At 69.7% G+C, this 16,919-nt stretch carries 12 protein-coding genes; 6 read left to right on the top strand and 6 right to left on the bottom strand.

The features are described from left to right. Window positions 1-35 precede the first annotated feature (35 nt). Genes QF037_RS49990 through QF037_RS50000 form a run of 3 tightly spaced genes read right to left on the bottom strand, consistent with a single transcriptional unit; the run spans window position 36 to window position 3,027 of the window. A complete protein-coding gene (locus QF037_RS49990) occupies window positions 36-437 on the bottom strand; it encodes a DUF6009 family protein (protein WP_307038273.1) in 402 nt (133 codons plus the stop codon). Continuing rightward, window positions 434-1,933, bottom strand: coding sequence for a DNA primase family protein (locus tag QF037_RS49995; protein ID WP_307038276.1), 1,500 nt, complete (start codon window positions 1,931-1,933; stop codon window positions 434-436). The genes QF037_RS49990 and QF037_RS49995 overlap by 4 nt, the downstream gene beginning before the upstream one ends. Then, window positions 1,930-3,027, bottom strand: a complete 1,098-nt coding sequence (locus tag QF037_RS50000; protein WP_307038278.1) for a bifunctional DNA primase/polymerase — start codon at window positions 3,025-3,027, stop codon at window positions 1,930-1,932. The genes QF037_RS49995 and QF037_RS50000 overlap by 4 nt, the downstream gene beginning before the upstream one ends. 694 nt (window positions 3,028-3,721) lie before the next feature. Here QF037_RS50000 and QF037_RS50005 point away from each other — a divergent pair. Beyond that, window positions 3,722-4,294, top strand: a complete 573-nt coding sequence (locus QF037_RS50005; RefSeq protein WP_307038280.1) for a transcriptional regulator — start codon at window positions 3,722-3,724, stop codon at window positions 4,292-4,294. 65 nt (window positions 4,295-4,359) lie between these two features. Here the strand turns inward: QF037_RS50005 and QF037_RS50010 are convergent, their stop codons facing one another. Then, on the bottom strand, window positions 4,360-5,454 hold the full coding sequence (locus QF037_RS50010; RefSeq protein ID WP_307038282.1) for a ParB/RepB/Spo0J family partition protein: 1,095 nt from the start codon (window positions 5,452-5,454) through the stop codon (window positions 4,360-4,362). After that, window positions 5,451-6,686: a ParA family protein gene (locus QF037_RS50015; protein ID WP_307038284.1), complete on the bottom strand. Its 1,236-nt coding sequence runs from the start codon at window positions 6,684-6,686 to the stop codon at window positions 5,451-5,453. Before QF037_RS50015 ends, QF037_RS50010 begins: the two co-directional genes overlap by 4 nt. A gap of 692 nt (window positions 6,687-7,378) precedes the next feature. Between QF037_RS50015 and QF037_RS50020 the strand changes: the two genes are divergently transcribed. From QF037_RS50020 to QF037_RS50030, 3 genes are all read left to right on the top strand, one after another. Next, window positions 7,379-8,455: a bifunctional DNA primase/polymerase gene (locus QF037_RS50020; protein ID WP_373464014.1), complete on the top strand. Its 1,077-nt coding sequence runs from the start codon at window positions 7,379-7,381 to the stop codon at window positions 8,453-8,455. Continuing rightward, window positions 8,452-9,987 (top strand): DNA primase family protein, encoded by a 1,536-nt coding sequence (locus tag QF037_RS50025; RefSeq protein ID WP_307038286.1) that lies wholly within the window; start codon window positions 8,452-8,454, stop codon window positions 9,985-9,987. The genes QF037_RS50020 and QF037_RS50025 overlap by 4 nt, the downstream gene beginning before the upstream one ends. A gap of 161 nt (window positions 9,988-10,148) precedes the next feature. Then, window positions 10,149-10,532 carry a DUF6009 family protein gene (locus QF037_RS50030; protein ID WP_307038288.1) on the top strand — a complete coding sequence of 128 codons (384 nt, stop codon included), beginning with the start codon at window positions 10,149-10,151 and terminating at the stop codon, window positions 10,530-10,532. Between the two features lie 549 nt (window positions 10,533-11,081). Here the strand turns inward: QF037_RS50030 and QF037_RS50035 are convergent. Continuing rightward, complete coding sequence (locus tag QF037_RS50035) at window positions 11,082-13,871, bottom strand: AfsR/SARP family transcriptional regulator (protein ID WP_307038290.1); 2,790 nt, start codon at window positions 13,869-13,871, stop codon at window positions 11,082-11,084. A gap of 275 nt (window positions 13,872-14,146) precedes the next feature. Here QF037_RS50035 and QF037_RS50040 point away from each other — a divergent pair, with 275 nt between their 5' ends. Both QF037_RS50040 and QF037_RS50045 read left to right on the top strand, forming a co-directional pair. Beyond that, entirely contained in the window at window positions 14,147-15,928 is a 1,782-nt protein-coding gene (locus QF037_RS50040) for an acyl-CoA dehydrogenase (RefSeq protein WP_307038292.1), read from the top strand. A gap of 54 nt (window positions 15,929-15,982) precedes the next feature. Then, window positions 15,983-16,909: a 4'-phosphopantetheinyl transferase family protein gene (locus QF037_RS50045; protein WP_307038294.1), complete on the top strand. Its 927-nt coding sequence runs from the start codon at window positions 15,983-15,985 to the stop codon at window positions 16,907-16,909. Window positions 16,910-16,919 lie beyond the last annotated feature (10 nt).

Consider the following 16,919-nt stretch of genomic DNA (forward strand, 5'->3'; position numbering starts at 1 on the left):
TCAGCCGTACGGCGCGTTCTCCCCCACGCCGCCGCTCACAGCGGCAGCGTGATCCCCAGCTCCCGCATCGCCGAGGACGGCGGCCCGCCCTCCGACCGCTCGGTCTTGCACCCCTTGCTGCCGGGTGCCAGCGTGCGCGGGTCCACCGCCTCGGCGGGCGCGCCGGTGGCGTAGAGACCATCGGGGTCGGTGTCGCGGTCGTGCGGAAGCAGCCAGAACACCCGGCGCCGGAAAGTACCCGAGGAACGGGACGGCTTGGCCCCGGGACCCAGCAGCGCGTAGCCGACCATGCGTCCGTCGCGGTGGTAGGGGGGCTTGCCACGGCGCGTCGTCAGCCGGTCCAGGCTCTGACGTACGTAGTCGAGCGTGTCGATGTCCTCGAGCCAGACGAAGTCGTCCTCATGAACGAGCTCGTCCTCAGCAATGAGGGCGCTCATGCTGTCTCCTCGTCGGCGACCACTCCGATGCCCGGGTAGTACTTGCGCTGGTTGGACAGGATCATCTCCTTGGGCGACGCCAGTCCCACCACCTCTCGGACCCGTGCCGCGAAGGCCCGGGACGAGATCGCTGGGGCACCCTCATTCTGACACCAGGTCTTATAAACCGCGTAGAGCTGTGCCTGTTCCGCCCTCAGCGCCGGTGCGAGCCGGCAGGACTCGGAGAGGAATCGCCCGGTGTGGTCCTCGGTCTCCGCGTACGCCGTGGTGGCGATCCGTACCCGTTCGGGACCGGTGAGGTTCTTCTCGCCGCTCAGGTAGCGACGGGCGCCCAGGATCAGCCAGTTGAGGATTCCGGGGCCCTCCTCGGTGACGAGGATGTCGGCCAGGTTGTCGATCTTCCGGTCGTCGGGCACGACCCTCTCGAACGGGATCAGCCGCATCCGCCGCCAGAACGCGAAGCCACCGGTGCCCACTTCGGGCCGGTGATTGCCCAGCAGCCAGAGTTTGTGGGTGGGTTCGAAGCTGAAGAAGTCCTGCCGCATGCGGCGCGCCTTGATCCGGTCGCCACCCGTCAGCAGCTTCACCCGGGCCTCGTCGAAACGGTCCCCCGGCTTGACCTCGCTACACACGATGACCCGCCGGCCGTGCAGCTCCGCCAGGTCGGTGGGGTGCCCCTCGTAGGGCCGGGCCATCAGGAACCCGGGCGGGGCCGCGTCGGCGTAGTCCCCCACCAGCTTCATCAGGACGTCCAGCAGCACCGACTTGCCGTTCTTGCCGGACCCGAACAGAAACGGCATGACCTGCCCGCCGACGTCCCCAGTGATGGAGTACCCCAGCAGCAGATGCAGGAAGTCGATCATCTCCGCGCCCTCGGCCCCGTCGCCGAAGGTGTCGACGAGGAACCGGTCCCAGCGCGGGGTGGGCATCGGCTGGGGGGCCGCGGTGGTGGAGCGGGAGTGGAAGTCCTTGTCGGGGTCGGGGGTACGGATCAGTCCGGTGCGCAGGTCGACGATGCCGGCCGGGGTGCACAGCGCGTAGGGGTCGGCGTCCAGCCGGGCCGCGTTGAGCACCATGCCGGGCGCGGACCTGGCCTGCGCGAGCATCGCGTTCATGCCGCTGGTGCTGAGTGCCCGACGGCGATGCTGCTGCAGCGCGGTGGAGGTGAACACGCCTCGCGGGTCGTTGCTCGCCAGGGACTCCGCGAGGTCCCCCGCAGCCCACATCACGGTGTCGTCCTCGTCGATCTGCCAACGGGTGCTGTCCCAGCGGAACCAGCCGAGGCCGGGCACATGCCGGTAGTCGTTGGAGTAGAGCTTGACGAACAGTTTGGCGTTGCCCCGGTCGCTGAGGGTGTCGGGCAGCAGTCCGTCGGCCGTGGCCTCTCCCTGCGCGGGGGCGTCCTCGGAGCGGCGGGCATGCGGTACGGGCTGGGCGAGGATCTGCGCGGCTACGGCCTGGGCGTCGAAGAGTGTGTCGTCCTGGCGGGACGTCATGCGCGTCCTCCTGGGGACAGTGGGCGCGTACGGCCGGCGTTCAGACCGCTGCGGATGATGGCCGTGTAACGGCGCTCCTGCCCCGGCCGGGCATGCTCGGCGGCCTCGCTGAGGACCCGCTCTGCCTCCGTCGCCTCCAGCTGTCCCCCGGCCACGAGCCCTCCTGCGGTGTACGCGGCACGGTTCAACTTCTCGGAGAACGCGGCGCCTTCGGCTACGGCGGCACAGGCAGCCACCTCTTCGAGCAGTGCGCCCAGCACCCGGCTCACCGCTCCGCGGCCGCCTCCCGCGGCCAGTACTGCTTGCCGGGCCCGCGGTGGGACCGGCCTCGGCGCGGGCACGTACGCGGGCGGCAGATGCCCGGTGCGCTCCAGCTCGCGGGCCAGCCAGTCGGGCAGCGGTGCGGGCTCCCGTACGTCCCCCACCACTTCGTACACACCGGCGTCGGTCACGGTGCCGGGGGCGACGATGTACCCGCCGTGCGCCCGTACGTCGACCTGCCAGGCCAGCGCGCGGCCACCGGAGCCCGTGGAGCACTGCCAGCGACGCCCGCCATGCGCCCGGTACCAGACGTGCAGACCGCCCGAGGGGGTGCGCACGCGAAGGGTCGTCTCGTCGTCGGCGGGGCTGTCGAAGCCGCGCAGGGCGGCCAGCAGACCGATCGTGTGGAAGCCGTTGGCGAGCCCGGTCAGGTCGATCCCCTCGGAGATGGTGATGCCGGGTAACAGCCGGTCCCGTCCGGGGAGTTCGCGCTCATGAGCATCGATGTCGACGACCAGGAGGCTGGCGGGTCCACAGGCGATCCCGACACCGAAGCCCGGGTGCGCGCCCCACCACTGCTCGATGCGGGCGAAGTCGAGGGTGGCGGCGTGAAAGCCATGACACCAGCGACCGGCAGCCGGACAGCCGCAGCCCTTGTGATGGTGCCCGGGCAGACGGCAGGTCTCGCAGTTGCCCGCAGGCGTCTTGCGTCCCGGTGCCAGCGGATGGACGGGCCAGCCCCGGCTGGCACACCACCGGGCCGTCGCCAACGGGCCTGCCACCGGAGCGGACGACCGTGAGTAGCTACGTGAGTTGTGCAGCTCAGAGGCCATTCGCACCCCCCACCAGCGACCGAAGCGACTGAGCGACCGGCACAGCATAGCTAAGGAGGTGGGGCCCGAACGTCCCTTGAGAAAACAGATATTCGAGTCAGTTCCGTGGCCAGCGACTCACGTGGTTTCGGTAGCTGCTCAGCCGTCCGGGCGAAGCCGCAGGTCAGAGAAGTGAGAGTGATCAAACAGCGACTGAAGCGACTCAAGCTCGCTATATATGACGCCAACGCGCACGCACACGCGCACACGCGAATGTCTCCATATACCCAGACCTTCAGTCGCTTCAGTCGCTGTTCAACCGAAGAGAAGCCTCTGACCAGGCCTTTTCCAGCAGCGACCGAAAGCTACCGAAGGGGCACTCGGTAGCTTCTCCTCAGTCGCTGCCCACGTAGGCCCTATTCGGCCACAGCGACTCAGGCTCCCTCCACTCCCCCACCCAAGCCCCAGAGCGACTCAAGCGACTGTGAAGCGAGAACGCCCTCCCGACCGGCCAGCGGCTACCGGGCTCCCCACGGCTGAGTCGCTTGGGTCGCTATTACGACGTAATAGCCGGGCTCCCCGCTCCCCTCCCCCACCGCCGGGGTTGGGGAACTTCGCCCCTGGTCTACCCCATACTGATCTCCCGTAATGACATCGCGCCCCACCCCTGTCCGGGCAGCGGGCCATGAGAACCGGAGCCGAGGGAGGAGACGGGATGCCGGATCGCACCCATGAGTTCGGCAAGTACGGTGCCCGAGGCGTCAAGGGGTACGAAGCAGTCGCCCACCGGCTGGATGCCCTCGCCGGCTACATCGCCACTCCGGTCACCGCCCGGCGTGGTCTGCTGGCCCGCCTGCACTACCTCACCCGCAGCGAGCATGCCCTGGCAGCCGCGCGCTCCGCAGGCCTGACGGTCACCGACCGCACCCTCAAGGCGTGGCTGGACGGCAGACGCAGTCCGTCGAAGAAGAACCTCGAACGCATCGAGACTGCGTATCGCACCGTCCGCCGCCACAACGTGGCCCGCTATCTGCTGGCCCGCCTCAACCGCGAGGGCCGCGGCACCCGCGTCGAAATCCACCCGCTTAACCAGTCCCAGGTCTCCCGTCCGCGTCAGCGCGTCGTGGAGTTCCGCACCCTCAACATCCGGCACTGGGACCGCATCGTCGAAGCCTGGGCCAACGACAACATTCAGGCCCTCGACGACGCCTGGGTCGACCAGATCGTCGACCTCGGCTCCCAGTGGGGCCAGTACGAGTACGTCACCAACGTGGGCTTCGCAGCCTGAGCTATTACGTCGTAATAGCTCAGCCCCCTATTACGTCGTAATAGGGGGCTGACTCATCAGACGGCTCAGACAGCCTGGCCGTCACTCTCCACCAGGCCGGCTCGCTGCTCCTGATGCTCGTTGAGGATCCGCAGCATCTTGTCGAACTCGGTGTCGCTCATCTTCCGGATGAGATGCATCGCGAGGAAGGCACCATCGTCGTAGGGAAGCTTCGGCGGCGTCCTCAGATCGGCCTCAGCAGTCTCAGTAGTCTCAGCGGCCTCGACTGCAGAGACTGCTTCAGCCGCCTTGCTCGCCGAGGCGTTGCCACGTGGCTCCGGAACCGTCTCCGCACGCTGCACCGGTGCTTCGACAGCCGCCGGCTTCTCCTGGCGGGCACCATCCTCTATTACGCCGTAATAGCCCTCAGCCCCATCATCCGGCTTCTGCGCCCGGCGCTCCTGCTTCAGGACCTCCTTGCGGACCCGCTCGGCCTTCAGCTCCTCCAGTACCTCTTCCTGCTGCTCGGCCGGCTTGTTGCCGACAGCCCGCAGCAGATCGATGGGCTCCTGACCCACCCGCTGCTGAAGTTCAGGCGTCAGGTTCAGCAGAGCAAGCCTCTGCGACACCCATCCCTGCGACCGGTGCAGCCGCTTCGCCAGAGCCGTCTGGCTCCCATGGATCACCAGCAGCCGTTGCAGCGCGCGGGCCTCGTCGAGCTCCTCGAGATCCTGCCGGTGGATGTTGGCGACCAGCGCCGACTCCAGAAGCTCTTCGGAGGTGGCGCCCTGCTCGTCACTGACCATCACCTTGACGGAGGCCAGGCCCGCCTCGCGGGCGGCCGCGAGGCGGCTGCTGCCGTCGATGACGACATAGATCGTCTCCGGCTCCAGATCGGCCTCGTGCGCAGGGTTGGCCTTCACATAGGCGTCGCGGTTCATGACCGTGATCGCCTGCTTCTGCCCATGCGTCTTGAGGCTCCCTGCCAGATCGGTCAGGTCGCCGAGGCTGGAGCGCGGGTTGTCGGGGTTGAGGCTCACACGGTCGGTCGGCAGTTCCGAGGGCGGGGCGACCCCTTCGGTCGGCACCCCGGTCGCCGCGGCCACGGCCTGCCGGCGCGCGCTGATGCCTCGGGTGGCCCCGCCGAAGCGACCGGCGCCCAGCTGATCGGCCTTGCTCATGAGATCTCCCGCGCGAGGGCCCGCATACCGACCGCCTGCTGGGACTTGGGAGCGTAGGACAGCAGCGGCTGCTTCACCCGCACAGCCTCCTTCTGCTCCTTGAGGTCTCCAATGAGCCCGACGACCTTCGGATCCTTTATGTCGACCCACCCTTGAAGGGAAGAGGTGGCGATGTACCCGCGTCGGGAGTCGTAGAGGTTGACGACGATCCCGAGATAGTCGATGTCGATCTGCAGGTCGCCGCGCAGGTCGTCGATCTGGGTGGTGAGCAGCTCGTAGGCGTCGGCTGAACTGTCCTCGGCCTGGACGACGATCAGCGCCCCGGACTGGCCGGGCTTCTCGCCGTCGCGTCGCCTGCCGTAGTAGGCCGCGGCGTCCATGCTGAGTCCGAGGCTGGGAGGGCAGTCGACGAGGATGACGTCGTAATGTGGCTCCAGCGGGGCCAGGGCGCGCTCCAGGGCGGCTTCCCGCGCCCGGACGGCCGACAGACGTACGTCCAGCAGGAAGGCGTCGTTGCACGCGGGCAGTAGATGCAGCCGGCCGGCGAAGTGCTCGTCGTCGACGGAGACGATGAGGTCGCGCAGGTCGCCCTTGGGGTCGCCCGCCATGTGGTTGGTGAGGCTGTCGCCGTTCATCGGCAGGGGAGTGCCACCCAGTTGGTTGGTGAGGTGGCACTGCGGGTCGAAGTCGACGAGCAGGACCCGCAGTCCGAGCCCGGGCAGGTCCTCGGTGTCGAGCGGGCTGTCGAGCGCGTCGCTGGCGGCCGCGAGCTGCTTGGCGATACGGACGGGGTAGAGGCGGCTGGGATTCTCGGCGAGCGCCTCACCGGTGCCCGCCGTGATGGCCGTCTTGCCGACGCCGCCCTTCTGGTTGCATACGACGATCCGGCGGGTGATGGCCGGCCTCTCGACGTCCGGTGCGGGGTGCGTGTCCAGCCACAACTGCACGGACTGGGCTAGGCCCTGGATGAGGGAAACTCGACGGTCGCTCGCGATCCGCTTGAACTCGTCCCACTGACCTTCCGGCAGGAAGGTGGAGAACGAGTCGGCGCCGGAGGTGTCGACCCCGGCTGTCGCCGATGCGAGGTTGCACCAGTCCTGGATGCCCTGCTCTACGGCGGCCTGGATCTCGATGCCCTTCTGGGCGGCTCTGACCTTGAGGTCCTGCCGGAGCCATCCCGGCAGCTTGGAGACGACCTTCTCGCGGTCGTTCGGGGAGGCTGGAGAAGTCATGGAGTCACCTTACTAACGCAGGTGATCAAAAACGCGAACGACGCGTTAGGTAGGCCAGGTTTTATTACGACGTAATAGATCGAGGGACTGAGCAGAGGGACGGAGAGGGCCTGAGGGACTGTTGGGTCCCTGGGCTTCAGTCCCTGGTATCTGTGCAGGTCAGAGGGTTTTGGGGGGTCAGATCAGGGACTGTAGGGACTGAACTTCCTAATTATGAGCTGGAGTAGAGCTCTTTTCGTACGCGCGTGCGCATCTGCCTCTATATGTCTAGTTCAGCTCATAATTAGAGAGTTGAGTCCCTACAGTCCCTGCTGGAGGGGGGGAAACGCGCTGACCTGCGCGTTTGTGCAGGGACTGAAGGAAGGGACGGTCCCTGCAGGGACCCTAGGTTGAGTCCCTGGAGGCTCTCTCGAGGATTCAGTCCCTCCAGCCACTCCCAAGTGACCTAAAACGGCACCGACCGATGGGGGAGTAGCGCCCCGCCGCAGGCCGAAGGGACTCAAGGGACCGAAGGAACTGATAGAACGCCACGCGGTGGGAGTTGCCTCGCTCCCGGTTGACATGCCTCTACACTCTTCCCGAAACACAGTCCCTTCGGTCCCTGATAGAACATCACCCACACCCGTGGCCTGGTGTTTTCTCAGGGACTGAGCCATAGAACCGAACCACGAGACCCGACAAGGACGATCAGCGTGCCGCGCCCCGGTGACATCCGCCTGCCTGCCGCCCCGGCCAGGTCCGCGACACCGTATGCCGTCGCGCGCTGGTGTGCCGCACAGGGCTGGCCGGTCCATCCGCTGGCTCCCGGTCGCAAGACCCCGGCCGCCAACTGCTCCGAGTGCAGGGACCGAAGCCACGACCCGAAGACATGCCCCTGCCTGCCCGCAGGACGCCCCTGCCACGGCTTCCACGCCGCCACCACCAACACGCGGTACATCGACGCCTGGTGGGGGAGCAGCCCCTCCGCAGGCGTAGGCGTCGCCTGCGGTCCGGCCGAGCTCGTCGTCCTGGACGTGGACGCACACAGCGCCCAGGTCCCCGACCGTGGCCGCCTCCTGCCGGGCATCCCCATCCCCGATGCCGTGAACCTCACCGGCCTCGCATCAGGCTTCGACACCCTCGCCCTTCTCGCGGCCTTCCGGGGTCAGCCCGACCCGACCCACGACGAGACGACCCTACGCGTGCGCACCCCCTCAGGGGGCCTGCACATCTGGTACCGCAACCCGCACCCGGCAACCCGGTTGCGCTGCTCGACCGGCTCCAGCCCCAAGGTCGCGCTTGCCTGGCAGGTCGATGTGAGGGCCGAGGGCGGGTACATCATCGCCCCCACCACCCGCACCGCACAGGGCACTTACGCGCCCGAGGGCACCGCACGCCTGCCCGCACCACTGCCCGGCTGGCTGCACGCCGAACTCGTCCGCACCGGCCACGTCATCGCCCCACCGGTCCCCAAGCAGCCCCTCGCACGGACCCGTCGTACCCGCAGACCCGCCGCAGCCCACCGTGTCCTCACGCCGCTTGTCGACGAGATCGCCCAGTGCGCGACCGCGTCCGAAGGAACCGGGTTCACGGAGAAGCTCAACCGAGCCGCCTACACCGCAGGAGGCCTCGTGGCAGCCGGCCACCTGGAGGAGACCGCAGTTCGCGACCAACTCCGCGCCACGGCCGACGAGGCCAGGCCCTGGCAGACCGCCCGCAACGAAAAGATCATCGACGACGGCCTTGCCGCTGGGGCCGCCCACCCGTTCCGTCTCGAAGGACGTTCATGAGCAGCGCCGAGAGCATGCCGCGGTTCGACGCACAGGCCGCGGCTCAGCAGATGCTCGACCTCCAGGCGGCCGAGCAGCCCCCCGCACTGCTCCCCGCGCAGGCCTCCGGAGCCCCCGGCAGCCTGCCCTTCGCATTCCTGCAGTCCGGCATGCTGCCCCCGCACCTCAGCGACCGCGGCAACGCCCGCCTCTTCGTCCAGCTCTACCGCGACCAGTTCCGCCACGTGGAAGGCCTCGGCTGGTTCTCCTGGGACGGCTACCGCTGGAAGCGCACCGGCGGTGAGAAGGCCGCCCTGTGGGCAGCGGGGGAGATGGCCGAGGACATGCCCGAGACCGACCCCCGCGGGGTCTTCAGCAACCGGGAACTGTCCTCGCACAAGAAGAAAACACTCTCCACCACCGGCATGAAGGCGCTGCTCACACAGGCCAAGGCATCCCCGGACCTCTCCGTCGACCCCGACACCCTCGATGGAGACCCCTACGCCCTGTGCACCCCCGGCGGCGTCGTCGATCTGCACACCGGCCACCTCCGCAAAGCGGACCCCACCCTGGACTTCCACTCCCGCGCCACCAGCGTCGCCCCCCAGCCGATGGAGACCCCGCGCTGGCACCGCTTCCTCGCCGACACCTTCGGCGACGACGCGGAGGGCCAGGAGATGATCAACTTCTTCCACCTGCTGCTCGGCTACTCCATCACCGGCGATGTCGGCGCCCAGGTGCTGCCGTTCCTCCACGGAGAGGGCAAGAACGGCAAGAGTGTCCTGCTCGACACGATGATCCAGATCCTCGGCGACTACGCCGACGCCGCCCCGCCCGGCTTCCTCATGGACCGCGGAGCCTTCTCCGAGCACTCCACCGAGCTCACCGAACTGCACGGCCGCCGTCTGATCGTGTGCAGCGAGCTCAAGCCCAACGACAAGTTCGACGAAGCCAGAGTCCGCCTCCTGACCGGTGGCGACAAGATCAAAGCCCGCCGTATGCGGCAGGACTACTTCTCCTTCACGCCCACCCACCACCTCTGGCTGCTGGGCAATCACCGCCCCGAAGTCTCCACCGGCGGCTACGCATTCTGGCGCCGCATCCGTCTGCTGCCCTTCACCCGCACCGTTCCCGCCGCCCGCCGGATCGACAACCTCGCCTTCGAACTCGTACGGGACGAGGGCCCCGGCATCCTTCACTGGCTCATCGAAGGCGCCCGGCGCTACCTCGCCACCCGGGACCCCCTGGAGGGCCCCGACCGGGTGCGGATCGCCACCACCGCCTACGCCAACACCGAAGACCACATCGGCCGCTTCCTCGACGAATGCTGCACCCGTGCCGTCGACAACGGCAGCGAACTCCGCGTCGAGCAGGGCCTGTTGTTCGCCGAGTACAGCTCCTGGTGCAACGCAGGCGAAGGCATCCGCCCCGCCTCGCCCCGCGCCTTCGCCACCCGAGTCCGTCAGGAAGTCGGCCTCGCCTCACCCACCGACATGATCAAGTCCAACGGCCGCAAGTACTACCCGGGCATCGCCCTCCTGGGGACCGAATGACGCACCGCACACCACCCCCGTCAACCCCCCACGCTCTATATCTTGCCCGGCGGCCGAACTACGATGTCCCTCTGGCCCCGCTAGCGGCGGCCTCCAGAACACGCACGAACCAGTCCGGCCCCCGCATTGCGCACAGGCCGGCCGAAGGAAGGGCTGCGGCCATGAGCTCGCTGTTGACCGAGAGCGACCTCACCCACGAGGCGGACGTGGTGTGGCTGGAGGACCCAGACAACCTCGACTACGTCCGCCAGGCCCTGGACAAGACCAAGCGCCGCAACAACAAGCCTCCCTACGCCCGGGACGGCCGCATGGTCGGCTACGCCCTCCTCGATGTCGAGGCCGAACCCGACCCCGACAGCGGGCTTTACAAGCGGCGGGTCTTCTTCCTCCTCCCGCATGACCGGGACACCCTCCCCGACGGTCTCTACCGCGAGGGGGCCCCCGGCGAAGCCGTGGACCCCCGCACGATCAAACCCAGGAAGCCCGGCGCAAAGACCCCTCGCTCGCAACGAGGACCGGCCGCCATAGCGTCCGTGACGCCGTAATCGGCGATCACAAATCGCCCAAAAGGTATACAAACGTACTGAACTCCCCACCCCTGCAAGCTATTACGTCGTAATAGCCGAGGGCGCGGAGCGCGGCGCCGGACGAACTCTCCCCGTACGGACCCCTATTACGTCGTAATAGCCGAGGGCGAACCTCCTGCCGGAACCCGCCCCTTCCGCCGTGCTCTCGAGAGGGCGTACAGAGGGGGTCCTGGGCAGATTGAAGTTTCGGGGGCATGCCGGTTCGCGGGTGTTAGATGAACTTCGTACCCGACTTCCCTCACGCCGAAAGGTGGGCACGCGATGACCGCAAAGGCTGCTGTTGACATGGTCACCTCGACGTCGGTCGTAGCGGACGGAGGCAGCGTCGTGCTCTCTTTCGCGGATGAGAAGTGGCAGTAGGGACCGCCTGACTCCGAAACGCCGAGGCAAGAGCCCGCCGTTGGAGGAGCCGCCCCAAGACACGACCGACGCCGTACGGGACATCCCGTACGGCGTTCTGCGTTGGCTGCTCGCCGAGGCGACGGGGGAGCGGCACCCCACCCGCGCCTACCGCAGACTCGGCAGCTCCCGGCGCGGCGAACTCCCTTGGGACCTGCGGGGCGACCTCACCCCGGCACCGGCACCCGCCTGAACCCTGGGCTCACGCCTTCCCCGCCAGACGCCGGGCCGGACCTCTGTCCAGCCCGGGTGCACCGCCCCGTCCCGCAGGCGGCCCAGCCAGCGGCGTGCGTAGGTCTCCAGGCGGCGGTCGCCCAGGGTGCCGGCGAGGGCGAGACACTCTCGGAAGTGACTCTCGGCCGCGGAAGGGCCCTCGTCGGCCAGCGTGTGCAGGCCGAGCACCCGGTGGGCCTCGAAGCAGCCGCGGATGTCGCCGGGCGTCCGGAGCAGGGTCGGCGTGACGAGGCCGGCCGCGACGGTGCCTGCTCCTTCGCCCAGGTGCACATCGGCGAGCCCGGCCAGGGCACGGCTGCGCTCGGTGCTGACGGCGTCCGGGCTGGCCAGTACCTGCTCGTACAGTTCGCGTGCCTCGTCGGGTCGTTGACGCTGCCAGGCCAGGTCGCCCAGTGAGCGCAGCAGACGCGCCCGAGCCGCCTCGTCCGTCAGCCGTCCGGCGGCGTCCAGGGCCAGGGAATGGGTGTGTCCCCAGACGTCCCAGGCGGCCAGTGCCTCCAGGAAGGCGGTCATGGCGTCGGCCAGCCGCACGGTCTGCGCCCACAGGCCCGCGTCGTGGACCTGGTCGACCAGGGCGACCAGATCCTGCCGCCGCCGTGCGAACCAGTCCAGGGGATGCAGACCCTCCACGCGGGCCGCGTGCTGCGCGGTCTCGGCCTGGTCGGCCGCCGCCCCGCTGAGCCGGGTGAGGGCGGCCCGCACCAGGGCCGGCTGCTCCTCGCCGAGGGCCTCGCCGGCGGTGAGCCGCTGCAGTTCGGGGAAACGGTGAGCGGTGCCGTCGGGGGATGAGACCACCAGGCCTGCTGTGACCAGCGATTGAACGGAGAGCGGCGCGTTCTCCTCGGGTACGCCGAGAGCGACAGCCGCTGCGGTGGTGGTGAACGGACCCGAGGGCAGAAGGCTCAGCAGCCGGGCCGCCTGGCGTACGTCCTCGGGTGCCGCCGCGTACGCGGCGTACAGCGATCGCCCGTACTCCTCGTCGAGCGCGCGCAGCGTGGCCGGGCGGCTCTCTGCAGCCGACAGGCGGGTGGCGATGTCGGCGGGGGAGTGGTGCGGGTGGAATGCCAGATGCTGGGCCACGACGCGCAGTGCCCCCGGGAACCGGCCGCACTGATCGGCCAGCCGGTCCCAGACGTCCCTCGCATCGCTCTCTCCCGGCGTGGTCTCCGGTTCGCCCGTGGCGTCGTGCCCCTCGTCGGCGTATCCGTTGTGCCCGGCGTTCCCGAGCCGGTCGCCGGAGCCGTTCTCGGAGGATGCGTCGATGCCGGGGTACGGGGCGGGTCGCCGGCTGTACGACGTGAGCAGCAGCTCGCGGGCATCCGCGGACGACAGTTCCTCGAGCGGCAGGACGGGGCCGTCGAAGCCGGGCAGGACGGGGCGGCAGGTGACCAGGGCCGTGCAGCCCGCCGGTAGCGGCAGCAGCGGGTTCAGCTGGTCGGCGTCGACCGCGTCGTCCAGGACCAGCAGCAGGCGGCGTCCCTCGGTCAGCCGGTGCACGGTGTCGCGCAGGGCGGCCACGGAGCGCGGCTGCTGGCCGACGGCGCCGAGGGCACGCAGCACCGCGTGCAGGACCCGCTCTCCGGGCAGTGGATGCCCCGTCTCGTCGCGCAGCCCGACCAGGACCCGCCCGTCGGGGAACAGCTCCGCCACGCGGTGCGCCGCGCTCACGGCGAGCGCGGTCTTGCCCATGCCCGCCGGGCCGGTCACCTGGACGCAGCCGCCGGGCCGGTCGCGCAGCCACCTGGTGAGCTGCTCCAGTTGGTTCCGCCGGCCCGTGAACAACGGGTCGCCGGACGGGAACCGAGCGGGCTTCAGAGGTGTGGTGCGGGCCGGATCGGCGCTGGCCGCGGGGGGCTGCCGATCGGCGGTGAGCCGCTGCTGCCGCTGTGCCGCGGGCTCGAGCAGCGACGGGTCGCCGGTCAGGATACGGCTGTGCAACTGCTGGAGCCGTCGGCCCGGCTCGATGGCCAGTTCCCGGACCAGCGTGCGCCGCAACTCGCCGAAGGTGCGCAGCGCGTCCGCCTGCCTGCCGGTGCGGTACAGCGCCACCATCAGGTGCGCGTGGAAGTCCTCGTGCAGCGGCAGCTCGGTGGTCAACGCCTGGAGTTCGCCGAGGACTTCCTGGTGCCGTCCCAGCTGGAGTTCGGCGCGCACCCGCTGTTCGAGAGCGGCGAGGCGGGCCTCGGTGAGCCGGACGGACATGCTTTTCAGCAGGCTGCCGTGCGGGGTGTCCGACAGCAGCGGCCCGCGCCACAGGGCGAGCGCCTGCCGCTGGAGATCGGCGGCGGTCGCGTGGTCGCCCTCCGCGAGCGCCTCGCGGCCCTGGCGGTGCAGGTCCTCGAAGACGGCCAGATCCAGCTGGCCGGGGTCCACGCGCAGCAGATAGCCGGGAGCGCGGGTGAGCAGGGCGTCGCGGCCCAGATCCGGCTGCACGTCCTGGAGCAGCTTGCGCAGCTGGGAGATGTACACCTGGAGCGTGGTCATCGCGGTGCGCGGCGGTTGTTCGCTCCACAGCTCGTCGATCAACCCGTCGACGGAGACGACCTCGTTGGGACGCACCAGCAGCGTCGAGAGGACCACCCGCACCTTGGCGGCGCGCGGTGTCACCGTCCGGGCGTCGGCCGCGGTGGTCACCTCCAGAGGTCCCAGCACCTTGAATCGCATACGAGAACCCCCGCTCTCTGCCGTCGGTACGGGACGTGCCGGACCCTTGGCCGTGCGATCAGCCGCTCAAGGGCATGAGGCATGTGCACTGTAGGGACAAGGCATCCCCGGTGACTCGGACAGGCACACCCCAGTCTTCCGGATCGAGGGCCTTTTCCTGCGGAAACGCCGATGAGGGTGCGGTGTTCACAAGCGTCTCTTTAGCCGGTCTCGACACGATCCGGACTGAGAGCGCAGCGCCGTGCGGTGCTGGGGTGCATCCGAGGAGGGCCGACTTGAGTTCGTTGTCCACGATCACGGAGCCGGTCCGCCGCTCGGAGGGCGGGGCGCCGGCTCAGGCTGCGACGGCGCGCGAGCGGGTGCGGCGGATCGAGGCGCTGCTGGGCGATCCGGCCGAGGACGCCAACCCCTCGGGTTACCGGACGCTGCTCGACGCCGACCGGGCCGCGGTGATCTGTGACCCGGCCGAGGCGGTGCTGGACTCCTTCGGGATGAACGAGGAGTTCGTTCCCACCGCCCTGGGCGGCCGCTTCGACTCGCCCGAGACGCTGCTCCAGGTGATGCGGGCGGTCTTCCGCCGTGACGTCGGCCTCGGCATGGGGTACGGCATGACCAGCTTCGTGGCCGCCAACTATGTGTGGATGCGGGGAACCGCCGTTCAGCGGCGGACCTTGGCCGGGCAGCTGCTGAACGGCTCCAAGGCGGCCATCGCCCAGCACGAGACCGCCCACACCAACGACTTCGTGCGCAGCCAGGTACGTGGCACTCCCGGGCCCGGGGGACTGTCGGTGACCGGGGGCAAGCCCGTCGTCAACAACCTTCAACGGGCCGACACGCTCGTCCTGGTGCTGCGTACCGCCGAAGGACACGGCAGCTGCTGTCTGTCCGCGCTGATGCTGGCCCCGGACGAGCTGCCGCGCGGCCGTTTCGAGGTCACCCGCCGGCCGAGCGCCGATGTGGTGGGACTGCGGGGCTACTTCAGCACCGGGGCCCGTTTCACCGACTGCCCGGTGCCCGAGGCCGCCCTGCTCGGGCCGGTGGGCAGCGGGGTGGCCACCTCGCTGCTCTCCTTCCAGATGAGCCGCACGCTGGTGGCGTCTTTGGCGGCCGCCGCCGTTGACACCGGCCTGCGCACCGCCCTCCTCGCCGGCCGCGGCCAGGTCCCAGGCCCGGGGGCCGACAAGGCTCCGGACCCGCACAGTACGGCGGCGAGGCTCGCCCGCGCGTTCATCGACCTGCTGCTGTACGACAGCCTGGCGGTGGTCGCCACCCGGGCGCTGCACCTGCGGCCCGCCGAGACCAGCCTGTACTCGGCGGCCGTCAGGTCGCTGCTGCCGAAGGTCCTCAGGGACACCCTCCACGACCTGGCCGGCGTGCTCGGCTCGCAGATCTACACTCGCGAGGGCCCGGTCGGCGTCTTCCAGAAGCATCTGCGCGACCTGCCGATCGTCAGCCTCGGACACGCGGGCACCGCCGCCTGCCAGGCCACGATCATGCCGCAACTGCTGCGGCTGGCCCGTCGCTCGTGGTTCGTGGACGAGGAGGCACCGGCGGCGATGTTCCGGCCGGGTGCTCCCTTACCGCCGTTCGCCTACGACAGGCTCGCGCTGACCGACGGACGCGACAGCCTGAGCGCCTCCTTGCCGGCCGCCGTGGCCGGGCTGCCCGCCGCCGATCCGGTACAGCGCGTCCTGCGCACCCTGGGCGAGCGGATGGTCGACGAACTACGGGACCTGCGCCGCCGGGTGCTCGCGCTGGAGGCGCCCGGCCCGCAGGGCGCCGTCAGCCCGGCGTGGTTCGCGCTCACCGACCGGTACGTCCTGGTACTGGCCGCGGCCGCGGTGCTGGGGGTGTGGCGCCATAGCGACGCGCTCAGCGACCCGTTCCTCGCCGATCCCGCCTGGGCGGCGGCGGCACTGCACCGCATCGCCGGTCGCCTCGGCATCAGGGACGTCGAACTGCCCGAGGAGTGCCTTTCCCGGGTGCACCGGGAGGTGCTGACCAGGTTCCGTGACCCGCACGGCTTCGACCTCTACAACATGCCGCTGGCTGGCTGACGGCCTGCCCGGACAGGCGGTGTCACGAGCCGGGCGGAAGTGAGGAGTTGACCGATGAACCTGGCCACGCCCTCGTGCGCCGCGGTCCGCGAGAGCGGAGCCGCGGCGGACTGCGCGCGCCCTGGAACAGGCCCGGCCGGCCCTTCGGCGCATCCGTTGCCGAACGAGCCGATCGCCGTGACATCCGACGGCGCCGACTGGTCGCTGCTCCGTGCCGACCTGCGCCGCCACGGCACCGCGCTGGTGCACGGCGGCCTCGCCGACTGGCGGCTGCCGCCCGGCGAGGAGAGCCTGCTGCGCGAGGTGCTGGGCCGTGACCTGCCGCGCTATCTCTCTCTCGACGACGGCGAACTGCGCGCCCGCTACGCCGCCTCGCGCCGGCTGCTCAAGGGCGCGGCGGCCGCCGCGCTCGGGGTCAGCTCCGCCGACCTGGAGCTGATGTACGGGCCGACGGGCCGTCCTTCGCTGCGCGGCTTCGACCAGATCGACATCAGCCTCAGTCACACCGGCGACCGGCTGCTGGTCGGCCTGACCACCCGGGGGCTGATCGGGGTGGATGTCGAGCCTGCCGCCCGGCAGCTGTACCGCGAAAGTCTGAAGCGGCGCATCTGCACGCCGCAGGAGAGCAGGGACCTGGAGCGGCTGCCGCAGGAGGACCGCAACGTCGGCCTGGTGCGGCTGTGGACGCTGAAGGAGGCCTACAGCAAGGCGATCGGGCAGGGCATGGCGTTCCGTTTCACGGAGTTCGGCTTCGGCCCCGAAACGATGCCGGTACGGGTCCACCGGCCGGACGGCAGCGCGGGCACCGGCGCCCAGTGGTCCTTCCGTACCTACGCCGTCGCCGCGGGCGGCGCCGCCTTCGTGATGAGCGCGGCCGTGCACGACACCGGGCTGGGCCGCACCCTGGACACCGATGTCGCCACGATGCTCGACGCGGAGACGGTCACGGCCATCACCGGGGCGCTGGCCGCGGTCGGCTGACGGGGTGGGG

The organism is Streptomyces canus (assembly GCF_030815415.1).
Classification (GTDB): Bacteria; Actinomycetota; Actinomycetes; order Streptomycetales; family Streptomycetaceae; genus Streptomyces; species Streptomyces canus_F.